Annotated in this window: 22 protein-coding genes; 10 read left to right on the top strand and 12 right to left on the bottom strand. The window is 73.6% G+C overall.

The features are described 5' to 3' along the window. Positions 1-433: 433 nt before the first annotated feature. The 4 genes from ACH4F6_RS11750 to ACH4F6_RS11735 form a co-directional block, all read right to left on the bottom strand. A complete protein-coding gene (locus ACH4F6_RS11750) occupies positions 434-2065 on the bottom strand; it encodes a phospho-sugar mutase (protein ID WP_397959828.1) in 1632 nt (543 codons plus the stop codon). Between the two features lie 395 nt (positions 2066-2460). Beyond that, complete coding sequence (locus ACH4F6_RS11745; protein ID WP_397959827.1) at positions 2461-3285, bottom strand: purine-nucleoside phosphorylase; 825 nt, start codon at positions 3283-3285, stop codon at positions 2461-2463. A 108-nt stretch (positions 3286-3393) separates the two neighbouring features. Further along, positions 3394-3702 (bottom strand): hypothetical protein, encoded by a 309-nt coding sequence (locus ACH4F6_RS11740; RefSeq protein WP_397959826.1) that lies wholly within the window; start codon positions 3700-3702, stop codon positions 3394-3396. A 15-nt stretch (positions 3703-3717) separates the two neighbouring features. Next, on the bottom strand, positions 3718-4155 hold the full coding sequence (locus tag ACH4F6_RS11735) for a gamma-glutamylcyclotransferase (RefSeq protein WP_397959825.1): 438 nt from the start codon (positions 4153-4155) through the stop codon (positions 3718-3720). A gap of 117 nt (positions 4156-4272) precedes the next feature. On the opposite strand from ACH4F6_RS11735, the gene ACH4F6_RS11730 reads away from it, so the two are divergent. Continuing rightward, on the top strand, positions 4273-5721 hold the full coding sequence (locus ACH4F6_RS11730) for an NAD(P)H-quinone dehydrogenase (protein WP_397959824.1): 1449 nt from the start codon (positions 4273-4275) through the stop codon (positions 5719-5721). Positions 5722-5888: 167 nt separating this feature from the next. Beyond that, positions 5889-6854 carry a DeoR/GlpR family DNA-binding transcription regulator gene (locus tag ACH4F6_RS11725; protein ID WP_397959823.1) on the top strand — a complete coding sequence of 322 codons (966 nt, stop codon included), beginning with the start codon at positions 5889-5891 and terminating at the stop codon, positions 6852-6854. 980 nt (positions 6855-7834) lie between these two features. On the opposite strand, the gene ACH4F6_RS11720 is transcribed toward ACH4F6_RS11725, so the two are convergent. Next, positions 7835-9607 (bottom strand): acetyl/propionyl/methylcrotonyl-CoA carboxylase subunit alpha, encoded by a 1773-nt coding sequence (locus ACH4F6_RS11720; protein WP_397959821.1) that lies wholly within the window; start codon positions 9605-9607, stop codon positions 7835-7837. Between the two features lie 374 nt (positions 9608-9981). On the opposite strand from ACH4F6_RS11720, the gene ACH4F6_RS11715 reads away from it, so the two are divergent. Then, positions 9982-10494 carry a hypothetical protein gene (locus ACH4F6_RS11715; protein WP_397959820.1) on the top strand — a complete coding sequence of 171 codons (513 nt, stop codon included), beginning with the start codon at positions 9982-9984 and terminating at the stop codon, positions 10492-10494. On the opposite strand, the gene ACH4F6_RS11710 is transcribed toward ACH4F6_RS11715, so the two are convergent. The 4 genes from ACH4F6_RS11710 to ACH4F6_RS11695 form a co-directional block, all read right to left on the bottom strand. Next, on the bottom strand, positions 10463-11068 hold the full coding sequence (locus ACH4F6_RS11710; protein ID WP_397959819.1) for a Maf family protein: 606 nt from the start codon (positions 11066-11068) through the stop codon (positions 10463-10465). The two genes, ACH4F6_RS11715 and ACH4F6_RS11710, sit on opposite strands and share 32 nt — an antisense overlap. Before the next feature lie 28 nt (positions 11069-11096). Then, positions 11097-11225: a morphogenic membrane protein MmpB gene (mmpB, locus tag ACH4F6_RS11705; RefSeq protein WP_397959818.1), complete on the bottom strand. Its 129-nt coding sequence runs from the start codon at positions 11223-11225 to the stop codon at positions 11097-11099. Between the two features lie 110 nt (positions 11226-11335). Continuing rightward, positions 11336-11545: an acyl-CoA carboxylase epsilon subunit gene (locus ACH4F6_RS11700; RefSeq protein WP_397959817.1), complete on the bottom strand. Its 210-nt coding sequence runs from the start codon at positions 11543-11545 to the stop codon at positions 11336-11338. Between the two features lie 17 nt (positions 11546-11562). Next, complete coding sequence (locus ACH4F6_RS11695; protein ID WP_397959816.1) at positions 11563-13158, bottom strand: acyl-CoA carboxylase subunit beta; 1596 nt, start codon at positions 13156-13158, stop codon at positions 11563-11565. Positions 13159-13268: 110 nt separating this feature from the next. Here ACH4F6_RS11695 and ACH4F6_RS11690 point away from each other — a divergent pair, with 110 nt between their 5' ends. Beyond that, positions 13269-14135: a biotin--[acetyl-CoA-carboxylase] ligase gene (locus ACH4F6_RS11690; protein WP_397959815.1), complete on the top strand. Its 867-nt coding sequence runs from the start codon at positions 13269-13271 to the stop codon at positions 14133-14135. Between the two features lie 170 nt (positions 14136-14305). Continuing rightward, positions 14306-15469 (top strand): adenylate/guanylate cyclase domain-containing protein, encoded by a 1164-nt coding sequence (locus tag ACH4F6_RS11685; RefSeq protein WP_397959814.1) that lies wholly within the window; start codon positions 14306-14308, stop codon positions 15467-15469. Between the two features lie 24 nt (positions 15470-15493). On the opposite strand, the gene ACH4F6_RS11680 is transcribed toward ACH4F6_RS11685, so the two are convergent. After that, complete coding sequence (locus tag ACH4F6_RS11680) at positions 15494-16492, bottom strand: hypothetical protein (protein WP_397959813.1); 999 nt, start codon at positions 16490-16492, stop codon at positions 15494-15496. A gap of 256 nt (positions 16493-16748) precedes the next feature. Between ACH4F6_RS11680 and ACH4F6_RS11675 the strand changes: the two genes are divergently transcribed. The 3 genes from ACH4F6_RS11675 to hutH all read left to right on the top strand — a co-directional run bounded on the left by ACH4F6_RS11675 (position 16749) and on the right by hutH (position 20487). Continuing rightward, entirely contained in the window at positions 16749-17549 is an 801-nt protein-coding gene (locus ACH4F6_RS11675; protein ID WP_397959849.1) for an enoyl-CoA hydratase/isomerase family protein, read from the top strand. A gap of 96 nt (positions 17550-17645) precedes the next feature. Further along, positions 17646-18818, top strand: coding sequence for a diguanylate cyclase domain-containing protein (locus tag ACH4F6_RS11670; RefSeq protein ID WP_397959812.1), 1173 nt, complete (start codon positions 17646-17648; stop codon positions 18816-18818). 76 nt (positions 18819-18894) lie between these two features. Beyond that, complete coding sequence (gene hutH / locus ACH4F6_RS11665; protein WP_397959811.1) at positions 18895-20487, top strand: histidine ammonia-lyase; 1593 nt, start codon at positions 18895-18897, stop codon at positions 20485-20487. 52 nt (positions 20488-20539) lie between these two features. Here hutH and ACH4F6_RS11660 read toward each other — a convergent pair whose 3' ends face one another. Together ACH4F6_RS11660 and ACH4F6_RS11655 are read right to left on the bottom strand one after the other, a co-directional pair. After that, positions 20540-21325, bottom strand: coding sequence for a hypothetical protein (locus ACH4F6_RS11660; protein ID WP_397959810.1), 786 nt, complete (start codon positions 21323-21325; stop codon positions 20540-20542). 42 nt (positions 21326-21367) lie between these two features. Then, positions 21368-21715: an LPXTG cell wall anchor domain-containing protein gene (locus ACH4F6_RS11655; protein ID WP_397959809.1), complete on the bottom strand. Its 348-nt coding sequence runs from the start codon at positions 21713-21715 to the stop codon at positions 21368-21370. A 109-nt stretch (positions 21716-21824) separates the two neighbouring features. On the opposite strand from ACH4F6_RS11655, the gene ACH4F6_RS11650 reads away from it, so the two are divergent. Then, the gene (locus ACH4F6_RS11650; protein ID WP_397959808.1) at positions 21825-22193 is read left to right on the top strand and encodes a hypothetical protein; all 369 of its coding nucleotides are present in this window, start codon (positions 21825-21827) and stop codon (positions 22191-22193) included. A 236-nt stretch (positions 22194-22429) separates the two neighbouring features. After that, a complete protein-coding gene (locus ACH4F6_RS11645) occupies positions 22430-23677 on the top strand; it encodes an Ig-like domain-containing protein (RefSeq protein ID WP_397959807.1) in 1248 nt (415 codons plus the stop codon). Positions 23678-23777: the final 100 nt, after the last annotated feature.

Below are 23777 nucleotides of genomic sequence, written 5' to 3'. Positions count from 1 at the left end.
CGTTGGGCGTACTGCTGCCTGCTGCCACGGTCGGGGGTGGCTGTGACGAGCTGAGCGACGGGCTCCAGCCGCACCGCCACGACCCGCTCCCGCCGTCTCGCGGGTGCGGCGGCGTGGTGGCTGCGCCGTCTCGGCCGGTCCGCTAGTGCTGTCTTGCGGGTGCAGGTGCGCCGTGTCGGCCGGTCTGCCTCCGTCGGCTCGCGGGTGCGGCAGTGTCGGGGGCTTGGTCCTTCCTCCGGGCCCGGAGCCGGGCTCGGGAGCCTGTGATCGGGGCCGTTGCCCTCTCACGCCTTCCCCGTCGCGGTGTGACGGTCCTGGTGCGGGGGAGAGGCGGACGGGCGTCCGCCGTTGTGGAGCGGTTCGCCCGCGGTGGCGGGGGCGGTGTCCGTGGGCCGGGCGGGGGTGCCGTGCGGTGGCACCCCCTGTGCGTGGGTCAGATGCCGGCGGCCGCCGACAGGTCGCGCTTGACGGCCGCGAGCAGGTCCCGCGCCGTCGCGCGGGCCGTCGGGAGCGCCTCCGGGGAGGCGACGGGGACGACGACCTCCAGGTAGCACTTCAGCTTCGGCTCCGTGCCGCTGGGGCGGACGACGACGCGGGCGCCGTCGAGGGTGTAGCGCAGGCCGTCGGTGGGCGGGAGCGTCGCGGTGCCCCGCGTGAGGTCCTCGGTGCGGGTGACGGGGAGGCCGCCGAGGGCGGTCGGGGGCTGCTCGCGCAGCCGCCGCATGGCGTCCGCGATGACCGACAGGTCCTCCACGCGCACCGACAGCTGGTCGGTGGCGTGCAGACCGTGCTCGACGGCGAGGTCGTCGAGGAGGTCGAGGAGGGTGCGGCCCTCCGCCTTGAGGACGGACGCCAGCTCGGTGATCAGGAGCGCCGCGGTGATGCCGTCCTTGTCGCGGACGCCCTCGGGGTCGACGCAGTAGCCGAGCGCCTCCTCGTAGCCGTAGCGCAGGCCGTCGACGCGGGCGATCCACTTGAAGCCGGTGAGGGTCTCCTCGTACGGCAGCCCGGCCTTCTCCGCGATACGGCCGAGGAGCGAGGAGGAGACGATCGACTCGGCGAAGGTGCCCCGGGCGCCGCGGCCGACCAGGTGGGCGGCGAGCAGCGATCCGACCTCGTCGCCGCGCAGCATCCGCCACGCGTCGCCGTCCTTGACGGCCACGGCGCACCGGTCGGCGTCGGGGTCGTTGGCGACGACCAGGTCGGGGTCGGTCTCACGGGCCTTCGCGAAGGCGAGGTCCATCGCGCCGGGCTCTTCCGGGTTGGGGAAGGCGACGGTCGGGAAGTCGGGGTCGGGCTCGGCCTGCTCGGCGACGAGGACGGGCTCCGGGAAGCCGGCGCGGGCGAAGGCGGCGAGGAGGACGTCCTTGCCGACGCCGTGCATCGCCGTGTAGACGGTGCGGGCGGTCCGCGGCGAGCCGGCGGCCAGGACGGCGTCCGTGCGGGCCAGGTAGGCGTCGAGGACGGAGTCGTCGAGGATCTCCCAGCCGGACTCCGGGCGGGGCACGTCGGCCAGGGCCCGGACGGCGGCGATCTCGGCGGCGATCTCCGCGTCGGCGGGCGGCACGATCTGCGAGCCGTCGCCCAGGTAGACCTTGTAGCCGTTGTCCCGGGGCGGGTTGTGGCTGGCGGTGACCTCGACGCCGGCGACCGCGCCCAGGTGCCTGATCGCGTAGGCGAGGACGGGCGTGGGCAGCGGGCGGGGGAGGACGGCGGCCCGGAGGCCCGCGCCGGTCATGACGGCCGCCGTGTCGCGGGCGAAGTCGGCCGACTTGTGGCGGGCGTCGTAGCCGACGACGACGAGGCCGTCCCCCTGGCCCTTGGCCTTGAGGTACGCGGCGAGGCCGGCGGCGGCGCGGATCACGACGGCACGGTTCATGCGCATCGGTCCGGCGCCGAGCTCGCCGCGCAGGCCGGCGGTGCCGAACTGGAGGGTGCCGCGGAAACGGGCGGCCAGTTCCGCGGTGTCCCCCGCCTCGAGCAGCCCGGCGAGTTCCTCGCGGGTCTGCGGGTCGGGGTCCTCGGCGAGCCAGGCCCGGGCGCGGGCGGTCAGGTCGTCGTGCACGGTGGGGTCAGCCTCTCGTGTGGTCGTGGGTTTCCTCGCCCCCGCCGTCCGTGCCCTTCCCGTCCCGGGGCTTCCCTCCCGGCCCCTCGCCGCCGGCCCCGGACGGGCGACGGGCCTCGTCCCCGGACGCCGGCCGGTACCGGCGAGCCGGGGGAACCCGCCGGGCGGGGGAGCCGCGGGGGCCGCTTCCCTGCCGGGGGCCGAGCGGCGGACGGAGAGCGCCGGGAGCCGGGCCCGGAGCCGGGCTCGGGGGCCTGTGATCGGGGCCGTTGCCCTCTCACGCCTTCCCCGTCGCGGTGTGACGGTCCCGGTGTGGGGGAGAGGCGGACGGGCGTCCGCCGTTGTGGAGCGGTTCGCCCGCGGTGGCGGGGGCGGTGTCCGCGGGCCGGAGCCGCTTACAGCCGGCCGAGCACCTGTGCCAGCAGCGAGCCCATCCGCGTCGCGCTGTCCCGGCCGGCCTGGAGCACCTCTTCGTGGTTCAGGGGCTCGCCCGTCATCCCGGCCGCGAGGTTCGTCACCAGCGAGATGCCGAGCACCTCCGCGCCCGCCTCGCGCGCGGCGATCGCCTCGAGGACGGTCGACATGCCCACCAGGTCCGCGCCGATGACCCGCGCCATCCGGATCTCGGCCGGCGTCTCGTAGTGCGGTCCGGGGAACTGGGCGTAGACGCCCTCCTCCAGGGTGGCGTCGACCTCCTTGCACAGGGCCCGCAGCCGCGGCGAGTACAGGTCGGTGAGGTCGACGAAGTTCGCGCCCACGATCGGCGAGGTCGCCGTGAGGTTGATGTGGTCGCTGATCAGGACCGGCTGCCCGGGACGCATGCCCTCGCGCAGACCGCCGCAGCCGTTGGTCAGCACGATCGTCTTGCTGCCGGCCGCCACGGCCGTGCGGACGCCGTGCGCGACGGCGGCCACCCCGCGGCCCTCGTAGTAGTGCGTACGGCCCAGGAAGACCAGCGCGCGCTTCTCACCGATCCGGTACGAGCGGATCTTGCCGCCGTGCCCCTCGACCACCGGCGGCGGGAAGCCGGGCAGCTCGGTGACCTGGAACTCGGCGTCGGGCACGCCCAGGGCGTCGACGGCCGGGGCCCAGCCGGAGCCCATCACGAGGGCGACGTCGTGGGTCTCGGCGCCGGTCAGTTCGCGCAGGCGCGTCGCGGCGGCGTCGGCGGCGGCGTAAGGGTCGCCCTGGATGTCGTCCGGGAGAAGAGATGCGTTCACGCGGACGAGGGTAGCCGGTTCTTGCCTACGCGCGTAGATGACAGGGCGAACGGGACGGGGATCGTTGCCTTGTCGTTTCCAACGCGCGGCGGCGGACGGCGGGAGGGATCACCTCTCGGGCGGCTCCCCCGGCGCTTCCTCCGGCACGAGGACGTCCTCGTCGCTGAAGACCTCGACGACGAAGATCAGCAGCCTCCCCCGGCTGATCATGTACTCCGCGAAGATGTGCTGCGTGAGCCGGACCGTGCGGTCGTCGCCCGTGGCGTCGACGGCGCGGGAGGCGGGCAGGTAGGGGTCGCGGGCCAGGACGGCGACGCCCTTGTCGAACCTGGCGCGCTGTCGTGCGTCCAGGCGGTCGCGCGCCGCCGCGGCCTGTTCCGTGTAGAGCACCTGGTGACCGTGGCGCGTCCCGCTCATGCACACCAGGATCGGTCAGCAGGGCCTCTTCCGCAGTTCCATCACGTAGTCGTGCGGCGCCCCCGCCGACTCCGCCGCGTCGGCGATCTCGCCCAGGTAGCGGGCCGACGGCAGACCGCCCTCGTACCCGTTCAGCACGTACGCCCAGCCCTGCTCCTCGCCGTCGAGCGTGTGCACCCGCACCCGGAGCCTGCGGTAGATGCCGAGGCCCACGCCCTCCCAGCGGTCCAGCGCGTCCTCGTCCATCGGGGCGAGGTCGTACAGCGCGACGAAGACCTGGGAGACGGGATCCTCCACGAGCGTCGCCAGGGCGCCCTCCCAGCCCAGCTGCTCCCCGCCGAAGGTCAGCCGCCAGCCGTTCAGCCAGCCGGTCGCGCGCAGCGGCGAGTGCGGGGCGCGGCGGGTCATCAGCCGCGCGTCGAGGTTGCCGGCGTACGCGGCGTAGAGCGACATGCAGTGAGGGTACGGCAGCCCGCCCGCGCGTCACGGTCGTCGCCCGCCGTCCCTCCGGCACCAGACGTACCGGGGCGTGGCCCCCCGGGGGCGTACGACCTTGAAGCGTGCGGGACAATGGAGTACGTGACTCGGATCGTGATCATCGGTGGCGGACCCGGCGGCTACGAAGCGGCCCTGGTGGCCGCGCAGCTCGGCGCGGAGGTGACCGTCGTCGACTGCGACGGTCTGGGCGGGGCGTCGGTGCTGACCGACTGCGTGCCGTCGAAGACCCTTATCGCCACGGCCGAGGTGATGACCACCTTCGACTCCTCCTACGAGGAGCTGGGGATCATCGTCGCCGACGACACGCCCCCGCTGGAGCAGTCGGCCCGGGTCGTCGGCGTGGACCTCGACAAGGTCAACCGGCGCGTCAAGCGGCTCGCGCTCGCGCAGTCGCACGACATCACCGCCTCCGTCACGCGCGCGGGCGCCCGCGTCCTGCGCGGCCGGGGCCGCCTGGAGGGCATGCAGGCCCTGGACGGCTCCCGCAAGGTCGTGGTCCGGTCCGCCGACGGCAGCGAGGAGACGCTGGTCGCGGACGCGGTGCTCCTCGCGACCGGCGGCCACCCCCGCGAGCTGCCCGACGCCCAGCCCGACGGCGAGCGCATCCTGAACTGGACCCAGGTCTACGACCTGCGGGAGCTGCCCGAGGAGCTCATCGTGGTCGGCTCGGGCGTGACGGGCGCCGAGTTCGCCGGCGCCTACCAGGCCCTCGGCTCCAAGGTCACCCTCGTCTCCTCCCGGGACCGCGTGCTGCCGGGCGAGGACCCGGACGCCGCCGCCGTCCTCGAGGACGTCTTCCGCCGCCGCGGCATGAACGTCATGGCCCGCTCCCGCGCCCAGTCCGCCAAGCGGGTCGGGGACCGGGTCGAGGTGACCCTCGCCGACGGCCGGGTCATCACCGGCTCGCACTGCCTGATGGCCGTCGGCGCCGTCCCCAACAGCGAGGGCCTCGGCCTGGAGGAGGCGGGCGTCAGGGTCCGCGAGTCGGGGCACATCTGGACCGACCGGGTGTCCCGGACGACGGCTCCGGGCGTGTACGCCGCCGGTGACGTGACCGGCGTGTTCGCCCTCGCCTCGGTCGCCGCCATGCAGGGGCGCATCGCCATGTACCACTTCCTCGGCGACGCGGTGGCCCCGCTCGACCTCAAGACGGTCTCCTCGAACGTCTTCACCGACCCGGAGATCGCCACCGTCGGCTACACGCAGGCCGACGTGGAGGCGGGCAAGATCGACGCGCGCGTCGTCAAGCTGCCCCTCCTGCGCAATCCGCGCGCCAAGATGCAGGGCATCCGGGACGGCTTCGTCAAGATCTTCTGCCGGCCGGGCACCGGGATCGTGGTCGGCGGTGTCGTCGTGGCGCCGCGCGCCTCGGAACTCATCCACCCCATCTCGATCGCCGTGGACAACAATCTGACGGTCGAGCAGATCGCGAACGCCTTCACCGTGTACCCGTCGCTTTCGGGGTCGATCGCCGAGGTGGCACGGCAGTTGCACACGAGGAAGACGGGCGGCGACGTCTGACGGCCGGAGCCGGATCCCCGCCGGTCACCGGGGGGCGCGGCCCGTGCGGGCGGCACAGGCGCAGGGAATGGGCCCCTATACCACTCCCTGCCCTGCTGTGCGAACAACTTCTATTGTTCGGCGCAAAGAGCTGAAAGCAGACGGTCGCCCGCGTTACTGTCAGTTTCGTGTTCGCTGCAGAACGTCGCCAATTGATCCTCGAAATGGTGCGAGCGAACGGGGCCGTGTCGCTCCGTGAGCTCGCCCGCGTCGTCCAGACCTCCGAAGTGACCGTACGGCGGGACGTGCGCGCACTGGAGGCAGAAGGACTCCTCGACCGCCGGCACGGCGGTGCGGTACTGCCGGGCGGTTTCACGCGGGAGTCCGGCTTTCCGCAGAAGTCCCATCTCGCGACCGCCGAGAAGACCGCCATCGCCGACCTCGCCGCCAACTTCGTCGAAGAGGGCGAGGCCATCGTGGTCGGGGCGGGGACCACCACCCAGGAGCTGGCCCGCCGGCTCGCCCGGGTGCCCGGACTCACCGTCGTCACCAACTCCCTGCTGGTCGCCCAGGCCCTGGCGCACGCCAACCGGGTGGAGGTCGTGATGACCGGCGGCACGCTCAGAGGCTCCAACTACGCGCTCGTCGGCAGCGGAGCCGAACAGTCCCTCCAGGGGCTCCGGGTCTCCCGGGCCTTCCTCTCCGGAAGCGGTCTCACCGCCGAGCGCGGGCTCTCCACGTCCAACATGCTGTCGGCCTCCGTCGACCGGGCCCTGGTCCAGGCGGCCGCCGAGGTCGTCGTCCTCGCCGACCACACCAAGCTCGGCACCGACACGATGTTCCAGACCGTCCCGACCGACGTCATCACCCGCCTGGTCACGGACGAGCCGCCCGCCCACGACGACCGCGCCCAGACCGAGCTGCAGGCCCTGGCGGACCAGGGGGTGCAGATCGCCGTCGCCGGGGCGCAGGGAAACCCGGGGGGTGACGCCGTCCCGGCGCGCCGCCAGCAGCAGCGCCGGGACGTCCCCCTCCCGTCCCCGCGCCGCGGCCAGGTGCCGGGCGCCCCGACGGGCCTGCGCGCGGCCGCGGTCCTCGGCGAGCAGCCCCCCGGCGGAGAGCGGGCCCGGGTCGCCGACCTGCGCCGCCGGTAGGACGACCGGACCCCGCGCACCGAGCGGCCGGGCGCACACCGCCTGCCGCCGCACCCCACACCGGCGCCCTCGCCGCGGCCCGCGGAGCGCCGTCTTGCCGTGACTCGCAGGCCGGCACCCGTCCGGTGGCCGCAGACCGGCACCCGTCCGGTGATCGCAGTCCGGCACCCGTCCGGTGGTCGCAGACCGGCACCCGTCCGGTGGTCGCAGACCGGCACCCGTCCGGGGGTCCGCAGTCCGGTGCCCTTGCCGTGGCCCGTCCACGGGCACCCGTCCGGGATCCACGGACCGGCACCCGTCGGGGCCCGTCCGAAGCGCGGCGCGGCGGTCCGCCGGAGTCCCGTCGGAGGCGTCGGCGCGCACGCCGCTCGAGCGGACACGGGGACGCGAACGAGACCGGTGCGGCGGACGCGCGGCGCGTGCCGGCGCTTGTCAGGGGGCGGGGGAAGCCGACTCCGTCGCGTCATCGCGGCACCGCGGCATCGCGGCAGCGGGCGCCCCGCCCGCGCCGAGGAGGCTCCGTGGCCGCCGGCCGCGCGTCGCGGCCGCTCCGAAGCCGGTCGGCGTGGCCTGGCCGGGACGCCGACCGCCCCGACGACGGGGACCGGCCTGCCCCCTCGCCCGCCGCGGTCACGGACGGTGGCCCACGAGCGGGCGGCGCCCAGGACGCCGCCCCGGCCCCGCGTCGCCGCTCTCCAGCCCGTCGTCCCGTTCTCGCGCCGGTCTCAGTCCGCCGTCGTCCCCTTCTCCCGCGTCGGCCTCCAGCCCGTCGTCCCGCCCCCTTCGCCCTGACGGCCGTCACCTGCCCGCCGAACACCCCGCGGAGCCGTTCCTCCTCCGGCGCGGCGCCCGGCCGGGGCCGGACGCGCACGGGCCCCGGAGCGCGTCACGGAGTGGATCACGGGCACGTGACGAACGAGGCGCCCCGGTGGACCTGGGGTCAGGTCCACCGGGACGCCTCGTTCGTCGTCCGCGGGTCGTCAGTCCTTGATCTCGCAGATGGCGGCGCCGGAGGTGAGGGAGGCGCCGACCTCGGCGGTCAGGCCCTTGACGGTGCCGGCCTTGTGCGCGTTCAGCGGCTGTTCCATCTTCATCGCCTCCAGCACGACGACCAGGTCGCCCTCCTGGACCTCCTGGCCCTCCTCGACGGCGATCTTGACGATGGTGCCCTGCATCGGGGAGGCCAGGGTGTCGCCGGAGGCGACCGGGCCGGACTTCTTCGCCGCCCGGCGCTTGGGCCGGGCGCCCGCCGCGAGCCCGGTGCGGGCCAGCGACATGCCCAGCGAGGACGGCAGCGACACCTCCAGCCGCTTGCCGCCGACCTCGACCACGACCGTCTCGCGGCCCGGCTCCTCGTCCGCCTCCGCGTCCGCCGGGGCGGCGAAGGGCTTGATCTCGTTGACGAACTCGGTCTCGATCCAGCGGGTGTGGACCGTGAACGGCTCGGTGGAGCCGGTCAGCTCGGGCGCGAACGCCGGGTCCCGCACCACCGCGCGGTGGAACGGGATCGCCGTGGCCATGCCCTCCACGCGGAACTCCTCCAGCGCCCGGGCGGCCCGCTGCAGGGCCTGCTCGCGGCTGGCGCCGGTGACGACCAGCTTGGCCAGCAGCGAGTCCCAGGCCGGGCCGATCACGCTGCCCGCCTCCACGCCCGCGTCCAGCCGCACGCCCGGCCCGGTCGGCGCGTCGAAGACCGTGACCGTGCCCGGAGCGGGCAGGAAGCCGCGGCCCGGGTCCTCGCCGTTGATGCGGAACTCGAAGGAGTGGCCGCGCAGCGGCGGGTCGTCGTAGCCGAGCTCCTCGCCGTCGGCGATGCGGAACATCTCGCGCACCAGGTCGATGCCGGACACCTCCTCGGTGACCGGGTGCTCCACCTGCAGCCGGGTGTTGACCTCCAGGAAGGAGATGGTGCCGTCGTTGCCGACGAGGAACTCCACCGTGCCGGCGCCGACGTAGCCGGCCTCCTTCAGGATCGCCTTGGACGACGCGTACAGCTCGGCGACCTGCGCCTCGGACAGGAACGGCGCCGGCGCCTCCTCGACCAGCTTCTGGTGACGGCGCTGCAGCGAGCAGTCACGGGTGGAGACCACCACCACGTTGCCGTGGCTGTCGGCCAGGCACTGCGTCTCCACGTGACGCGGCTTGTCCAGGTAGCGCTCCACGAAGCACTCGCCCCGGCCGAACGCGGCCACCGCCTCGCGCACCGCCGAGTCGTACAGCTCGGGCACCTCCTCCAGGGTGCGGGCCACCTTCAGACCACGCCCGCCACCACCGAAGGCGGCCTTGATCGCGATCGGCAGCCCGTGCTCCTTCGCGAAGGCCACCACCTCCTCCGCCCCGGAGACCGGATCCGGCGTGCCCGCCACCAGCGGCGCACCCGCACGCTGCGCGATGTGCCGGGCGGCCACCTTGTCACCCAGGTCACGGATGGCCTGCGGCGGCGGCCCGATCCAGATCAGCCCCGCGTCCAGCACCGCCTGCGCGAAGTCGGCGTTCTCCGACAGGAAGCCGTACCCCGGATGGACGGCGTCCGCACCGGACTCACGCGCGGCGTTCAACACCTTGCCGATGTCCAGATAACTGCTCGCCGGAGTGTCACCGCCCAGGGCGAACGCCTCATCCGCGGCGCGGACATGCAGAGCGTCCCGGTCCGGATCCGCGTAGACGGCAACGCTCGCGATACCGGCGTCCCGGCAGGCCCGGGCCACGCGGACTGCGATTTCGCCACGGTTGGCGATGAGCACCTTGCGCACGATTGAGGCTCCCTCCTTGAAACAAGCCGAGTTTAGGGACTGCCGACACGGCTCTTCGACCCGTCCCCGGTGGTGAGCTTGCCCACACGGAGCGTGATGCGAGGCTCACTCGGCCGCGTAATCCCTTGTAGTACCGCCGTACGCAGCACTCCTGACGGAAACCCTAGCCCTCTACTGTGGCCAAGGTCTCTGTGAGGGCGTGCTGCGGCCCACTTCGTTTCTTTGTGGAGTCCCTACGAATGGCCCAATGATTCTTTGCCGGGCGCCGGACCCTTGTCCCGGGGTTTACCCGTTAGTAGCGTTCACGATGTCTCGAACGTACTTGGGGTAACAGCAGTCCTGCTCGGGGCTGGGGCGAAAGTGGGTGGGGACCGGTGGTGCGCAGACCGGTGGCAGCGATCGTGGCGCTCGTGCTCTTCGCCGAGGCGCTCGGCGTGGCGGCGCTGAACTGGTTCCTGGGGGTGGTCGTGGACCGGCAGGACATGTCCCTGGCCGGTCTGGACCCGGACACGATGGCGACGTCGTCGAAGGCGGGCGGCGTCGTCTTCGGCCTCTACTTCGCCCTGTGCGGCCTGGTCGCCCTGCTGGTGGCCGTGCGCGACCGCCCGCCCGCCGGGTTCGGCCGTGTGCTGCTGATCAGCGCGGCGGTGGTGCACGGACTGCTGGGCGCGTTCGCCTGGGGGCTCGTCGGCGTGTCGGCGTTCGTGCTGATGGTGGTGGTGCTCGCGCTCATCGTGCTGCTCCTGATGACCTACGACCGCCAGGAGGACACGGGCGCCCCGCGGCCCGGGGACGCCGGGCCGCAGGACGGCGGGCCGAAGGGCCGGGCGCCGGCGGGTGAGGGGCCGGCCCCGGTCACCGGGCCGACGGCGCCCACAGCTCCGTGATGCCGACCCCCAGTTCCGCCAGCAGGCGCCGGACGAGGGGCAGGCTGATGCCGATGACGTTGCCGTGGTCGCCGTCGATGCCGTCGATGAACGGAGCCGAACGGCCGTCGAGGGTGAAGGCGCCGGCGACGTGCAGCGGCTCGCCCGAGGCGACGTACGCGGCAATCTCCTCGTCCGTCGGATCCCCGAAGCGGACCACCGTGGAGGCGGTGGCGGAGGCGTACCGCCCGCTGACGGTGTCGTAGACGCAGTGGCCGGTCTGGAGCGTGCCGGCCCGCCCGCGCATCGCCTTCCAGCGGGCCGTGGCCTCCTCGGCGTCCCCGGGCTTGCCCAGGGCCTCGCCGTCCAGGTCGAGGACCGAGTCGCAGCCGATCACCAGGGCGCCCTTGACCTCGGGCTTCGCGGCCACGACGGAGGCCTTCGCCTCGGCGAGGGCCAGTGCCAGCTCGGCCGGGGTGGGGGCGGTGACGGCGTCCTCGTCGACCCCGCTGACGATCACTTCGGGATCGAGCCCGGCCTGGCGCAGCAGGTTGAGCCGGGCGGGGGACTGGGAGGCGAGGACGAGTCGGCGCATGCGGTCAGCGTAGCGCCGGGGCGGCTGTTCATCTCAGGCCGACCACGAGCATCGCGACGAGCATGGCCAGCGCGAGGAAGAGGCCGAGCCGCCTCAGGGACTCCTGCATGTCACGGAGTTCCTCGGGCGGCTCGTTCTCCGGGTCGGACCACAGCATGCCACCAGCGTGGGGCCCGGCCCCGGGGCGGCGCCTGAGTAGGCGTACTCAGATCGGAGCCCGGCGTTCCTCTCCGGTGCGCGGTCCCCCGCGCCCCCGGGCAGGTCCGGTCACCCCGGCCAGTAGGTACGCGCCCAGGACGCCCGCCCCGGACTCGGCAGGCGCCGGCCCGCGATCCGGGACGGGTCCGACCACGCGTCCCTCGGGACCGGCGCGCCGGGCGGCTCCGTGGCTGCCGCCGCGGCGCGGGCTCTGACCACCGCCAGGGCGGCGGCCAGCTCCTCCGGGGTCGGGTTGCCCCTGACGACCTTGATGTTCATGACGGCTCCCAGCAGGCCTAGAGGGGGATGTTGCCGTGCTTCTTCGGAGGCAGGGATTCCCGCTTGGTGCGCAGTTGACGCAGGCCGCGCACGATGTGGCGGCGGGTGTCGGACGGCATGATCACCGCGTCGACGTAGCCGCGCTCGGCCGCGACGTAGGGGTTGAGCAGGGTGTCCTCGTACTCCTGGATCAGCCGGGCGCGCACCGCCTCGAGGTCCTCACCGCTCGCCTCCGCCTCGGCGAGGGTGCGGCGGTGCAGGATGTTGACCGCGCCCTGCGCGCCCATGACGGCGATCTGCGCGGTCGGCCAGGCGAGGTTGAGGTCGGCGCCCAGGTGCTTGGAGCCCATGACGTCGTACGCGCCGCCGAAGGCCTTGCGGGTGATGACCGTGATCAGCGGGACGGTGGCCTCGGCGTAGGCGTAGATCAGCTTGGCGCCGCGGCGGATGATGCCGTCGTGCTCCTGGCCGACGCCGGGCAGGAAGCCGGGCACGTCCACGAAGGTGATCACCGGGATGTTGAAGGCGTCACACGTACGGACGAAGCGGGCCGCCTTCTCGGAGGCCGTGATGTCCAGGCAGCCCGCGAACTGCATCGGCTGGTTGGCGACGACGCCGACCGGGTGGCCCTCCACCCGGCCGAAGCCGGTGAGGATGTTCGGCGCGAACAGCGGCTGCGTCTCGAAGAACTCGGCGTCGTCGAGGACGTGCTCGATCACCGCGTGCATGTCGTACGGCTGGTTCGCGCTGTCCGGGACCAGCGTGTCCAGCTCCAGGTCCTCGTCGGTGACGGACAGGTCCGCCTCCTCCGGGAACGCCGGCGCCTCGCTGAGGTTGTTCGACGGCAGGTACGACAGCAGCTGCTTGACGTACTCGATCGCGTCCTTCTCGTCCCCGGCCATGTGGTGCGCCACGCCCGAGACGGCGTTGTGGGTGCGCGCGCCGCCCAGCTCCTCGAAGCCGACGTCCTCACCGGTCACCGTCTTGATGACGTCCGGGCCGGTGATGAACATGTGCGAGGTCTGATCGACCATCACCGTGAAGTCGGTGATCGCCGGCGAGTAGACCGCGCCGCCCGCACACGGGCCGACGACCAGGCTGATCTGCGGGATCACACCGGAGGCGTGGGTGTTGCGGCGGAAGATCTCGCCGTACGCGCCCAGGGAGGCCACGCCCTCCTGGATGCGGGCGCCGCCGGAGTCGTTGATGCCGATGACCGGGCAGCCGGTCTTCAGCGCGAAGTCCATGACCTTGACGATCTTCTGGCCGTAGACCTCGCCCAGCGCGCCGCCGAAGACGGTGAAGTCCTGCGAGAAGACGGCCACCGGACGGCCGTCGACCGTGCCGTAGCCGGTCACGACGCCGTCCCCGTACGGGCGGTTCTTCTCCAGCCCGAAGTGGGTGGAGCGGTGCCGGGCGAACTCGTCCAGCTCGACGAAGGAACCCTCGTCGAGGAGGAGTTCGATCCGCTCACGGGCCGTCAGTTTGCCCTTGGCGTGCTGCTTCTCGACGGCACGCGCGGAGCCGGCGTGCGTCGCCTCCTGGACGCGGCGCTGGAGATCCGCGATCTTTCCCGCGGTCGCGTGGATGTCGGTCTCTTCCGGCTCGGACATCGGGATGCGGCTCCCTGCCTGCTCAAAAGGGGGGACGGTTACTCATCCGTAGAGTAGTGGTGGGCCCACCGATCAGCAGTGCGGCGTTTCCCACACCTAGGGTGGCTTGCATGACGCCCCCAGATGCATCAGACGCGAACGGCAACCGGTGGTCCGATCTGGACCGGCCGCCCCTCGGCTCCGCCGCGCTGCGGCGCGGGCTCGTGCGGGAGGGCGGCCTGTGGCGGGACGTGCAGGTCGTGCAGCGGACCGGGTCCACGAACTCCGACCTCGTGGCGCTGGCGGCCGCGGGGAAGGCGGACGAGGGCTCGGTCCTGGTGGCCGAGGAGCAGTCCTCGGGGCGCGGCCGGCTGGACCGGCGGTGGACGGCGCCCGCCCGGTCCGGGCTCTTCTTCTCCGTGCTGCTGCGGCCCGCCGAGGTGCCGGTCGAGCGGTGGGGGTGGCTGCCCTTGCTGACGGGCGTGGCGGTGGCCACCGGCTTGTCGCGGGCCGCGGGGGTCGACACGGCGCTGAAGTGGCCGAACGACCTGCTGGTGAGCGTGGGCGGCGAGGAGCGCAAGGCCGGCGGGATCCTGGCGGAGCGGGTCGGGCCGGACGGGGTGGTGCTGGGCGTCGGCGTCAACGTCTCGCTGCGGGCCGACGAACTGCCGGTGCCGCAGGCGGGCTCGCTGGCGCTGGCCGGGGCGGTGAGCACGGACCGGGACCCGCTGCTGCGGGCCGTGCTGCGGTCGCTGGAGGAGTGGTACGGGCGGTGGCGGCGTGCGGGGGGTGACCCCGCTGCGAGCGGCGTGCAGGAGGCGTACGCGGCGGGCTGCGCGACCCTGGGCCGGACGGTGCGGGCCGAGCTGCCCGGGGAGCGGTCCGTGGTGGGGGAGGCGGTGGCCCTGGACGGGGAGGGGCGGCTGGTGATCGCCACGGAGGCGGGGGTGCAGGAGCCGGTGGGGGCCGGGGACATCGTGCACCTGCGGCCGGCCTGAGGGGCGTCCGCGGCCGGCGCCCCCTCCTGCCCGGCCGTCCCGGCACCGGGTGAGGCGGCTCCCGCACGGCGGCGCCCCCCGATCCTCCTGACGGAGTGAGCTGGCGCACACCTGCCGTAGAGTTGAGGCCGGTCGATACCTGACCGCGGTAGATCGGAAGGGCAGCAGGCGTGACCGTCGACGACACGGGCTCCGGCGCGGGCGCGGACGGCCGGGTGGACCCTCCCCCGCCCTCGAGTTCGCTCGAGCGGGAGGACGCCCACGCCGCCGACTCCGGCGACGACCCGCTCGCCCTGCGCCTGGAGCAGCTCATCCTGGGCGCCGAACGGCGCTACACCCCCTTTCAGGCGGCCCGCAGCGCCGGCGTCTCCATGGAGCTGGCGTCCCGCTTCTGGCGGGCGATGGGCTTCGCCGACATAGGGCAGGCCAAGGCCCTCACCGAGGCCGACGTGCTGGCGCTGCGGCGGCTCGCGGGTCTCGTCGAGGCGGGCCTGCTGAGCGAGGCGATGGCGGTGCAGGTGGCGCGGTCGACCGGGCAGACCACCGCCCGGTTGGCGGAGTGGCAGATCGATTCCTTCCTGGAGGGGCTGACGGAGCCTCCGGAGCCGGGGATGACCCGCACCGAGGTCACGTACCCGATCGTCGAGCTGCTGCTGCCGGAACTCGAGGAGTTCCTCGTCTACGTGTGGCGCCGGCAGCTGGCCGCCTCGGCCGGGCGTGTCGTGCAGGCCGCGGACGACGAGGAGATGGTCGACCGGCGGCTCGCGGTCGGGTTCGCGGATCTCGTCGGGTTCACGCGGCTGACCCGCCGCATGGAGGAGGAGGAGCTCGGCGAGCTCGTCGAGGCCTTCGAGACGACCGCCGCCGACCTGGTCGCCGCGCGGGGCGGGCGGCTCATCAAGACCCTGGGCGACGAGGTGCTCTACGTCGCCGACGACGCGGGCACGGCCGCCGACATCGCGCTGCGGCTGGTCGAGACGCTGAGCAACGACGAGACGATGCCGGAGCTGCGGGTCGGCATGGCCTTCGGCACGGTGACCACCCGGATGGGCGATGTCTTCGGCACGACCGTCAACCTGGCCTCGCGGCTGACGTCGATAGCGCCGCGCGACGCCGTCCTCGTGGACAGCGCCTTCGCCGAGGACCTCATCCGCTCCGGGGACGCGCCCGCCTCCGAGGCGGAGGCCGCGGAGGAGGCGGCCGCCGCCGAGAAGGAGGGCGAGGAGCCGCCCGGCTACCGGTTCGCCCTCCAGCCGATGTGGCAGCGGCCCGTGCGCGGGCTCGGGGTGGTCGAGCCCTGGCTGCTGACCCGGCGCGACGGCGGGGACGGATGACCTGCCCCGGCGCCGCCTCCGGTGCTACGGCCCGGGCACGTGCAGCGGGCCCACGCACAGGCCGATGACGGGCACGCACAGTCCCGGCAGGCCGGACGGCTCCGGCTGCCGCGGTTGATGCGGTGCGGGTGACGCGGTGGCCGGCGCGGGCGCCGACGGCCGCGGGGCCTGCGGGCCGGTGGAGGCCGTGGGCGCGGGTTCCGGCCCCCGGGACGGGTCCGACGCGGGTGACCTCCCGGAACCGGCCGGAGTGTGGGTGGCGCCCGGCGTGAGGGCGACGGACGTCGGCGCGCCGGGGGCGCCGGGGGCCAGGACGGCCCCGGGGAGCGGGCCGGGTCCCGCCCCGCCCATGGTGGCGGGCGCCGTGGGGGCGGAGGGCGTGGCGGCCGCGTCGGCCGGGCGGCCGGCGGCGGTGGCGGCCCCGGGGGCGGTGCCCGGATCCGGGGACGTCTCCGCGCCCGTGACGGGGTCGGGACGCCCTCCCGCCTCCGCGGCGCCGGGACCGCCGGCGCCCGGCTCGGGTGCCGTCCGCAGGAGGCTCAGCACCCCGGCGGCCAGCGCCAGGCCACCCGCGGCGAACAGCGCCTTGCGGGAACGGGGGCGGCGGTGCCGGCCCCGGGGAGCGGCCCGGAGACGGACGTGCTCCTCCCGGTGCTCCGCCCGGCCCGGACTCCCCGGCCCGTGGACACCGGCCGGAACGTTCCGGCCCATGACCCCGCCGGGCGCCCGGCGCTCGTCGGAGCCGAAGCGGTCCGCCCGGTGCTCGTCCGGGTCCTCCGCCCGGCGTTCCCCCCGTTCGTCCCGGCGGTGCGTGTCCTGCTCGTCCCGGTGCTCGTCCGGGTTCTTTCCCCGGTGCTCGTCCGGGTCCTCCGCCCGGCGTTCCCCCCGTTCGTCCCGGCGGTGCGTGTCCCGCTCGTCCCGGTGCTCGTCCGGGCTCTTCCCCCGGCGCTCGTCCCGGTTCGGCTCCCGGGCCCCGTCCCCGACGGCTCTCGCGGTCGGCGTGCTCACCGGTGTGCTCGTCATCGCGTTCCCTCCCCGGTGCGGTCGCGCCCCCGGTGCGCCGGGGCGGACGCACGTTATGCGCTCCCCTGGGTGTTCGAAGGGGAGTCGGGCGGAATGTCACTCGAACGGGTGTGGGGCGGACCGGTCGGCGGCGCGGGAACGGGGGCGGGCCCGTCCGCTCTTTCCCCGGCGCATCCGGCCTGCGATGATCGGGCGAGCGGGAGAGGTTAACCCGCGTTAACCTGCGTCGGATCCGGAGGATGTCGTGAGCGGTGCCGTGAGCGAGGAACGGTTCGGGGAGTTCGTGCTGGTGCGGCGGCACGGGGACGGGCATGTCGCGGAGCTGGCGCTGGACCGGCCCAAGGCCATGAACGCCGTCTCGACCGGGATGGCCCGGTCCATCGGGGCGGCCTGTGCGGCGCTGGGGGAGGACCGGGACGTCCGGGTGGTCGTGGTGACCTCGACGCACGAGCGGGCCTTCTGCGTCGGCGCCGACCTGAAGGAGCGGAACTCGTTCAGCGACGCCGAGCTGGTGCGGCAGCGGCCCGTCGCGCGCGGGGCGTACACCGGGGTGCTGGAGCTGCCGGTGCCGACGGTGGCGGCGGTGCACGGGTTCGCGCTGGGCGGCGGCTTCGAGCTGGCCCTGGCGTGCGACGTGATCGTGGCGGACCGGACGGCCGTGGTGGGGCTGCCGGAGGTGTCGGTCGGCGTGATCCCGGGCGGCGGGGGCACGCAGCTGCTGCCCCGGCGGGTGGGTGCGGCCCGGGCGGCCGAGCTGATCTTCAGCGCGCGGCGGGTGGAGGCCGGCGAGGCGCGGGAGCTGGGGCTGGTGGACCTGCTCGTGGAGGAGGGGCGGGACCGCGAGGAGGCGCTGGCGCTGGCCGCGCGGATCGGGGCGAACTCCCCGGTGGGCCTGCGGGCGGCCAAGCGGGCCCTGCGGCTGGGGCACGGACTGGATCTGCGGGCCGGGCTCGAGGTCGAGGACGCGGCGTGGCGGTCGGTGGCGTTCTCGGCGGACCGGGCGGAGGGGGTGGCCGCGTTCAACGAGAAGCGGAAGCCGCAGTGGCCGGGGGAGTGAGGCGCCCTTGACGGCGGCGGCGCCGCCGCGCGGCGCCGTCACTCCAAGCGCCCCCTCGGTGTCCCCTTGGTAGGCAAATGTCCCTAGCCTGGTGAAATGGGTGAGGACAGACGCCTCGCGGCCGTGGTGGCGCTGGCGCAGGGGATGGCGGCCGCGCACACGCCCCCCGAGTCGTGGCGGGCGGCGGCCCTCGGGGCCTGCCGGGCGCTGGCCGGCGCGTTCGCCGCGCTCTCGGTGTGGGAGCGGGACCTCGGACGGCTGCGGGTCCTCGTGAACGTGGGGGACCTGGCGGAGGACGAGGAGGAGTTCCCGGACTGCGAGGCCTATCCGGTGCACCAGTTCCCGGAGATCACCGAGTTCCTGCACGAACGCTGGGTGGCCGGCGGTGAGCCCAACGCCTGGGTGGAGACGGCGCAGGGGCACGCCGCCGGGCGGCCCGGCCACGACCACCCGGGAGCGCCCGCCGGCGCCGACCGGGGGCGGGCCGCCGCCCTGCGCCGGCGCGGCCGCGGCTCCTGCGTCGTCGCGCCGATCGTGCTGCACGGCCGCGCCTGGGGCGAGCTGTACGTGGCCCGCGCCCGCGGCGTCCCGGTCTTCGGCCGGGCCGACGCCGACTTCGCCACCGTCCTGGCCGCCGTCGTCGCCGCCGGACTCGCGCAGACCGAGCGGCTGGAGGAGGCCCGCCGGCTCGCCTTCACCGACGCCCTCACCGGCCTGGCCAACCGCCGGGCCGTCGACGTGCGCCTGGAGGAGGCGGTCGAGCGGCACCGGACGCGGGGGGACGCGGTGAGTCTCGTCGTGTGCGACCTCAACGGGCTCAAGCGGGTGAACGACACCCAGGGGCACGCCGTCGGGGACCGGCTGCTGGAGCGGTTCGGCTCGGTGCTGTCGCTGTGCGGGGCCATGCTGCCCGGGGCGCTGGCCGCTCGCCTCGGCGGGGACGAGTTCTGTCTGCTCGCGGTCGGGCCGTCCGCCGACGACGTGGTGCGGGTCGCCGGGGAACTGTGCCGCCGGGCCGCCGAGCTGGAGCTCGGGGAGGGGGTGGCCTGCGGGGTCGCCTCCACCGAGGATCCGATCGGGCCGGTGCGCTCGGCCCGGCGGCTGTTCCGGCTCGCGGACGCCGCCCAGTACCGCGCCAAGGCCGTACGGGCCGCCCGCCCGGTCGTCGCGGGGCGGGAGGGGCCGGACGACCCCGTCGTACGCCTCGCCGACGAGCCGCCGCGGGGGCCCGCCGCCGAACGGCGGAGCTTCCGCGGGCGGACGGAATGAGGTGTGACGCATCGGTAAGGGGTGAACCCGGCCCCCACTGGTGACATCCTCGTCTTCACTGCGTACGCTCCTGAATATGGATATGCACACTGTGGTGGATGAGGAAGGCGCGAAGCGCGGCCTTGGAAGGGTGGTGGTGGGCGACGGGCGGGCGTCCGGGGTCTCCGCGTCCGACGTGCTCGCCGTGGCGCGCGGCGGCGCCCGGGTCGAGCTCTCCGGAGAGGCGGTGGCGGCCCTCGCCGCCGCCCGCGAGATCGTGGACGCGCTGGCGGCCAAGCCCGAGCCCGTCTACGGCGTCTCCACCGGTTTCGGCGCCCTCGCCACCCGGCACATCAGCCCGGAGCTGCGCGCCCGGCTCCAGCGCAACATCGTCCGCTCGCACGCCGCCGGCATGGGGCCGCGCGTCGAGCGGGAGGTCGTCCGGGCCCTGATGTTCCTGCGGCTCAAGACCGTCTGCTCCGGGCGCACCGGCGTGCGGCCCGAGGTCGCGCAGGCCATGGCCGACCTGCTGAACGCCGGCATCACCCCGGTCGTCCACGAGTACGGCTCCCTCGGCTGCTCCGGCGACCTCGCCCCGCTCTCGCACTGCGCCCTCGCGCTCATGGGCGAAGGGGACGCCGAGGGACCGGACGGCGTCGTACGGCCCGCCGGCGAACTGCTCGCCGCCCACGGCCTCGCGCCCGTCGAACTGCGCGAGAAGGAGGGGCTCGCCCTCCTCAACGGCACCGACGGCATGCTCGGCATGCTGATCATGGCCCTGGACGACCTCGACACCCTCTACAAGTCGGCCGACGTCACCGCGGCGCTCTCGCTGGAGGCCCTCCTCGGCACCGACAGGGTGCTCGCGCCCGAGCTGCACGCCGTCCGCCCGCACCCGGGGCAGGGCGCCAGCGCCGCCAACATGCTGGCCGTGCTGAAGGGCTCCGGGCTGACCGGGCACCACCAGGACGACGCGCCCCGCGTCCAGGACGCCTACTCGGTGCGCTGCGCCCCGCAGGTCGCCGGCGCCGGACGGGACACCATGGCCCACGCCCGGCTGGTCGCCGAGCGGGAGCTCGCGTCGGCCGTCGACAACCCCGTGGTGCTGCCCGACGGACGGGTCGAGTCCAACGGCAACTTCCACGGCGCTCCGGTCGCCTACGTCCTCGACTTCCTCGCCGTCGCCGCCGCCGACCTCGCCTCGATCGCCGAGCGCCGCACCGACCGCCTGCTGGACAAGAACCGCAGCCACGGCCTGCCGCCGTTCCTCGCGGACGACGCCGGTGTCGACTCCGGCCTGATGATCGCCCAGTACACCCAGGCCGCGCTGGTCAGCGAGATGAAGCGACTGGCCGTGCCCGCCTCGGCGGACTCGATCCCGTCCTCCGCGATGCAGGAGGACCACGTCTCGATGGGCTGGTCCGCGGCGCGCAAGCTGCGCACGGCCGTCGACAACCTCACGCGCGTGCTCGCCGTCGAGCTGTACGCCGCCACGCGCGCCGTCGAGCTGCGCGAGGGCCTGACGCCGGCGCCGGCCACCCGGGCGGTCATCGACGCCGTGCGGGAAGCGGGCGTTCAGGGGCCCGGACCCGACCATTTCCTCGCGCCCGACCTCGCGGCGGCGGACGCGTTCGTGCGGGAGGGGCGGCTGGTCGCGGCGGCGGAGACGGTCACCGGTCCGCTGCGGTAGGAGACACGAGGGGCCCTGCCTGCGCGCATGCGCACGGCAGGGCCCCGGAGGACTACTTCAGCTTGGCGACCTGCGCCTGGACGACGGCGGCCGGGATCTTGGTGGCCTCGCCGGACGCCAGCGCGGCGAAGTTCACCGTGTAGAACGTGGCGATGGTGTTGCCCTTGCGGATCACCTCGGTGTGGAAGGTGGCCGTGCCCTCGCCGTCCATGTCGACGTCCTCGGCGAACGCGACCGCCTCGTCGCCGCCGCCGGTGCCCTTCTCCGCGACGACCTTGGTGACCTTCGAGTTCTCGCCCTCGGCGCTGAGGCCGTAGCCGCCGGAGCAGGCCGTCACGCCGTCGGAAACGGCCTTCATGGCCTTCTCGGCGCCGTCGCCCTCGTAGGAGGAGAGGCCCACGAACGTCATGGCGATGTTGAAGGCGTCCGCGATGTCCTCGGGCTGCGCGGTGGCGGTCGACGCCTTGTCCTCCGAGACGGAGTTGCTGGCGTTCGCGTTCGTGTCGCCCGGGGCCAGACCGGCCGTGGCCCAGGCCAGCGGGTCGCACGCCGCCTTGTCGGTCTTCACCCCGGCCTTGGACTTCGGGAGGATGTCATCGCCCGAGGCGACCTTGTACCCCTCGACCTCGCCCTGGGCCAGCAGCAGCTTCTCCAGCTCGGCCGTGGTCAGCGCCGCCGCGGCCGGGGCCGACGACGAGGAGGAGCCGGCACCGGAGCCGGAACCCTTGGTCCCCTTGTCCTTCTTCGAGTCGTCGCTCGAACAGCCCGTGACGAGGGCGAGCGACAGAGCGCCCACGGCAACCGTGGCGCACAGCCGCGCGCCCGATGATCTCTTCATGAGCGGACTATGAAGGTCTGGTCAAGCGAGCGTCAAATCACTTCAGAAACCGAGGCGTTCCCGGCGAACCGAATACACCACGAATCCCGCGCCCAGGGCGAGCAGGGTGGTCCCGCCGACCACGTACGGGGTGGTGTCGAAGCTTCCGGTGTCGGCGAGCCGGGTGCCGCCGCCGGCGTCGACGTCGCCGACGGCGGAGGAGGTGCCGACCGTGCTCGTGCTCACGGCCCGTGCCTGGGTCGCGGCCCGCGCCTGCGTCGTGGCCTGCGGCGACACGTCGCCTCTCGCCGGGGCGTGCTGCGACGCGTTGGCGTTCGGGACGAACCACAGGGCGCACAGCAGGGTCCCCGCGGCGGTGGCGGTCAGCAACGGACGGCGAGCGGATGACACGGAATATCGATCCCCTTGTGGCGCTGGCGAATTGGCCGTGTGGCCCGATGCTAATGAAAGGCGCGGGTCGCGGGAAAGCCGCGGGGGCCGGGAGCCGTACGCTCCCGGCATGAATAGGGAAAAGAAATCCCGGTATGTCCGGCTTCGGGTGGAGCTCGTCCTGGAGGTCGAGGACGCGGACGCGGTGACCGGGGCGGCCCTGCGGCGCATCGCGGAGGATCCCGGGACGCCGGAGCCGGAACGCGCGCACGCCGAGAGCGCTGTGACGGAAGACACCGTCGAGGCCCTCGCCTGCCTCGTCGACCCGTTCGCCCTGGTCGGCGACGTCCCGGGCGTCGAACTCCACCGGGCGTCGTGGTCGAGCGAACCCCTCGGCCACGATCCGGATTCGCCGGACCGGGACCTCGCCGGGGATGATGTCGGCGAGGACGGCGGGGCGGACGCCGGCGAGAGCGGCCGCACGGGCGGCATCGGCTGAACGTCTTGGGGAATTCATGACTCCGGACGGCAACCGCCGTCCGGGGTTTCGTCGTCTCAGGGGACGCGCTGACCGACATCCGCACCATGGGTCCCGGGCGGATCCCGCCTTCGTGGACGTGGTGTGTCCCACACATTCGAGGAATGCGGAACGGGACGAACCGGTCGTAGCGTTGATGGTCTTTGACGGGGCTCTCGGGTTGTTTCGGGAATCGGCGAATGATGGAGAAGCGTGTGATGACGAACAGTAGGCGGCGCAGGCTGATGACCGCGTCCGCCCTGCTCGGCAGTGTTCTGATGCTCACTGCGTGTTCCGGTGGCGACAGCAGTGCTTCCGACGGTGGGAGCAGCGGTTCCTCGCAGGCCCAGGCCGACGAGGCGGCGGCCCAGAAGTCGTCCGAGGCACAGATCAAGATCACGCCCGCGGACGGTTCGGACAACGCCTCCATCAACAACTCGGCGACCGTCACCGTCAGCAAGGGCAAGCTCACCCAGGTGACGATGACCACCTCCGACGGCACCGCCGTCGAGGGCGAGCTCTCCGCCGACAAGACCAGCTGGAAGCCCAGCGTCCAGCTGGAGCGCTCCACCACCTACAAGCTCGCGGCGACCGCGCAGGACTCCAAGGGCCTGGTGGCCCACGAGAACGCGTCCTTCACCACGGTCTCCCCGGACAACAGCTTCATAGGCAACTTCACGCCGGAGGACGGTTCCACCGTCGGCGTGGGCATGCCCGTGTCGATCAACTTCAACAAGGAGATCACCAACAAGGCCGCCGTCCAGAAGGGCATCACGGTCACGTCCAGCAGCGGCCAGGAGGTCGTCTGCCACTGGTTCAACACCCAGCGCATGGACTGCCGCCCCGAGGACTACTGGCAGGAGAACTCCACCGTCACGCTGAAGCTCGCGCTCGACGGCGTCGAGGGCGCCCAGGGCGTCTTCGGCGTCCAGCAGAAGACGGTCACCTTCAAGGTCGGCCGCAACCAGGTCACGTACGTCGACGCGAAGACCAAGCAGATGAAGGTCACGCAGGACGGCAAGACCGTCCGGACGATCCCGATCTCCGCCGGGTCGCCCGAGAACAAGACGTACGAGGGCCAGATGGTGATCTCCGAGAAGTTCAAGGAGACCCGGATGAACGGCGCGACGGTCGGCTTCACCGACGACGACGGCAAGGGCGAGTACGACATCAAGGACGTGCCGCACGCCATGCGCCTGACCAACTCCGGCACCTTCGTGCACGGCAACTACTGGGGCGCGAAGTCCATCTTCGGCTCGGTGAACACCAGCCACGGCTGTGTCGGCCTGTCCGACACCAAGGGCGCCAACGACCCGAGCACCCCGGGCGCCTGGTTCTTCGACAACTCGATCGTCGGTGACGTCATCATCGTCCAGAACACCGGCGACAAGACCGTCTCCCCGGACAACGGCCTCAACGGCTGGAACATGGACTGGGCGCAGTGGAAGGCCGGTTCGGCCGTCTGACGGTCCCTCCGACAGCCACCGCACAGTTTCCCGATGCCGCCCCCAGGGGCGGCATCGGTATTTCCGGGGCCGGACACAGCCTTCTCATCCATCTCTTATG

Origin of the sequence: Streptomyces sp. NPDC017936, from assembly GCF_044328485.1 — a bacterium.
GTDB lineage: Bacteria > Actinomycetota > Actinomycetes > Streptomycetales > Streptomycetaceae > Streptomyces.
The sequence above is the reverse complement of the archived record's forward strand: the minus strand, read 5'-3'. Positions and strand labels throughout refer to the sequence as shown.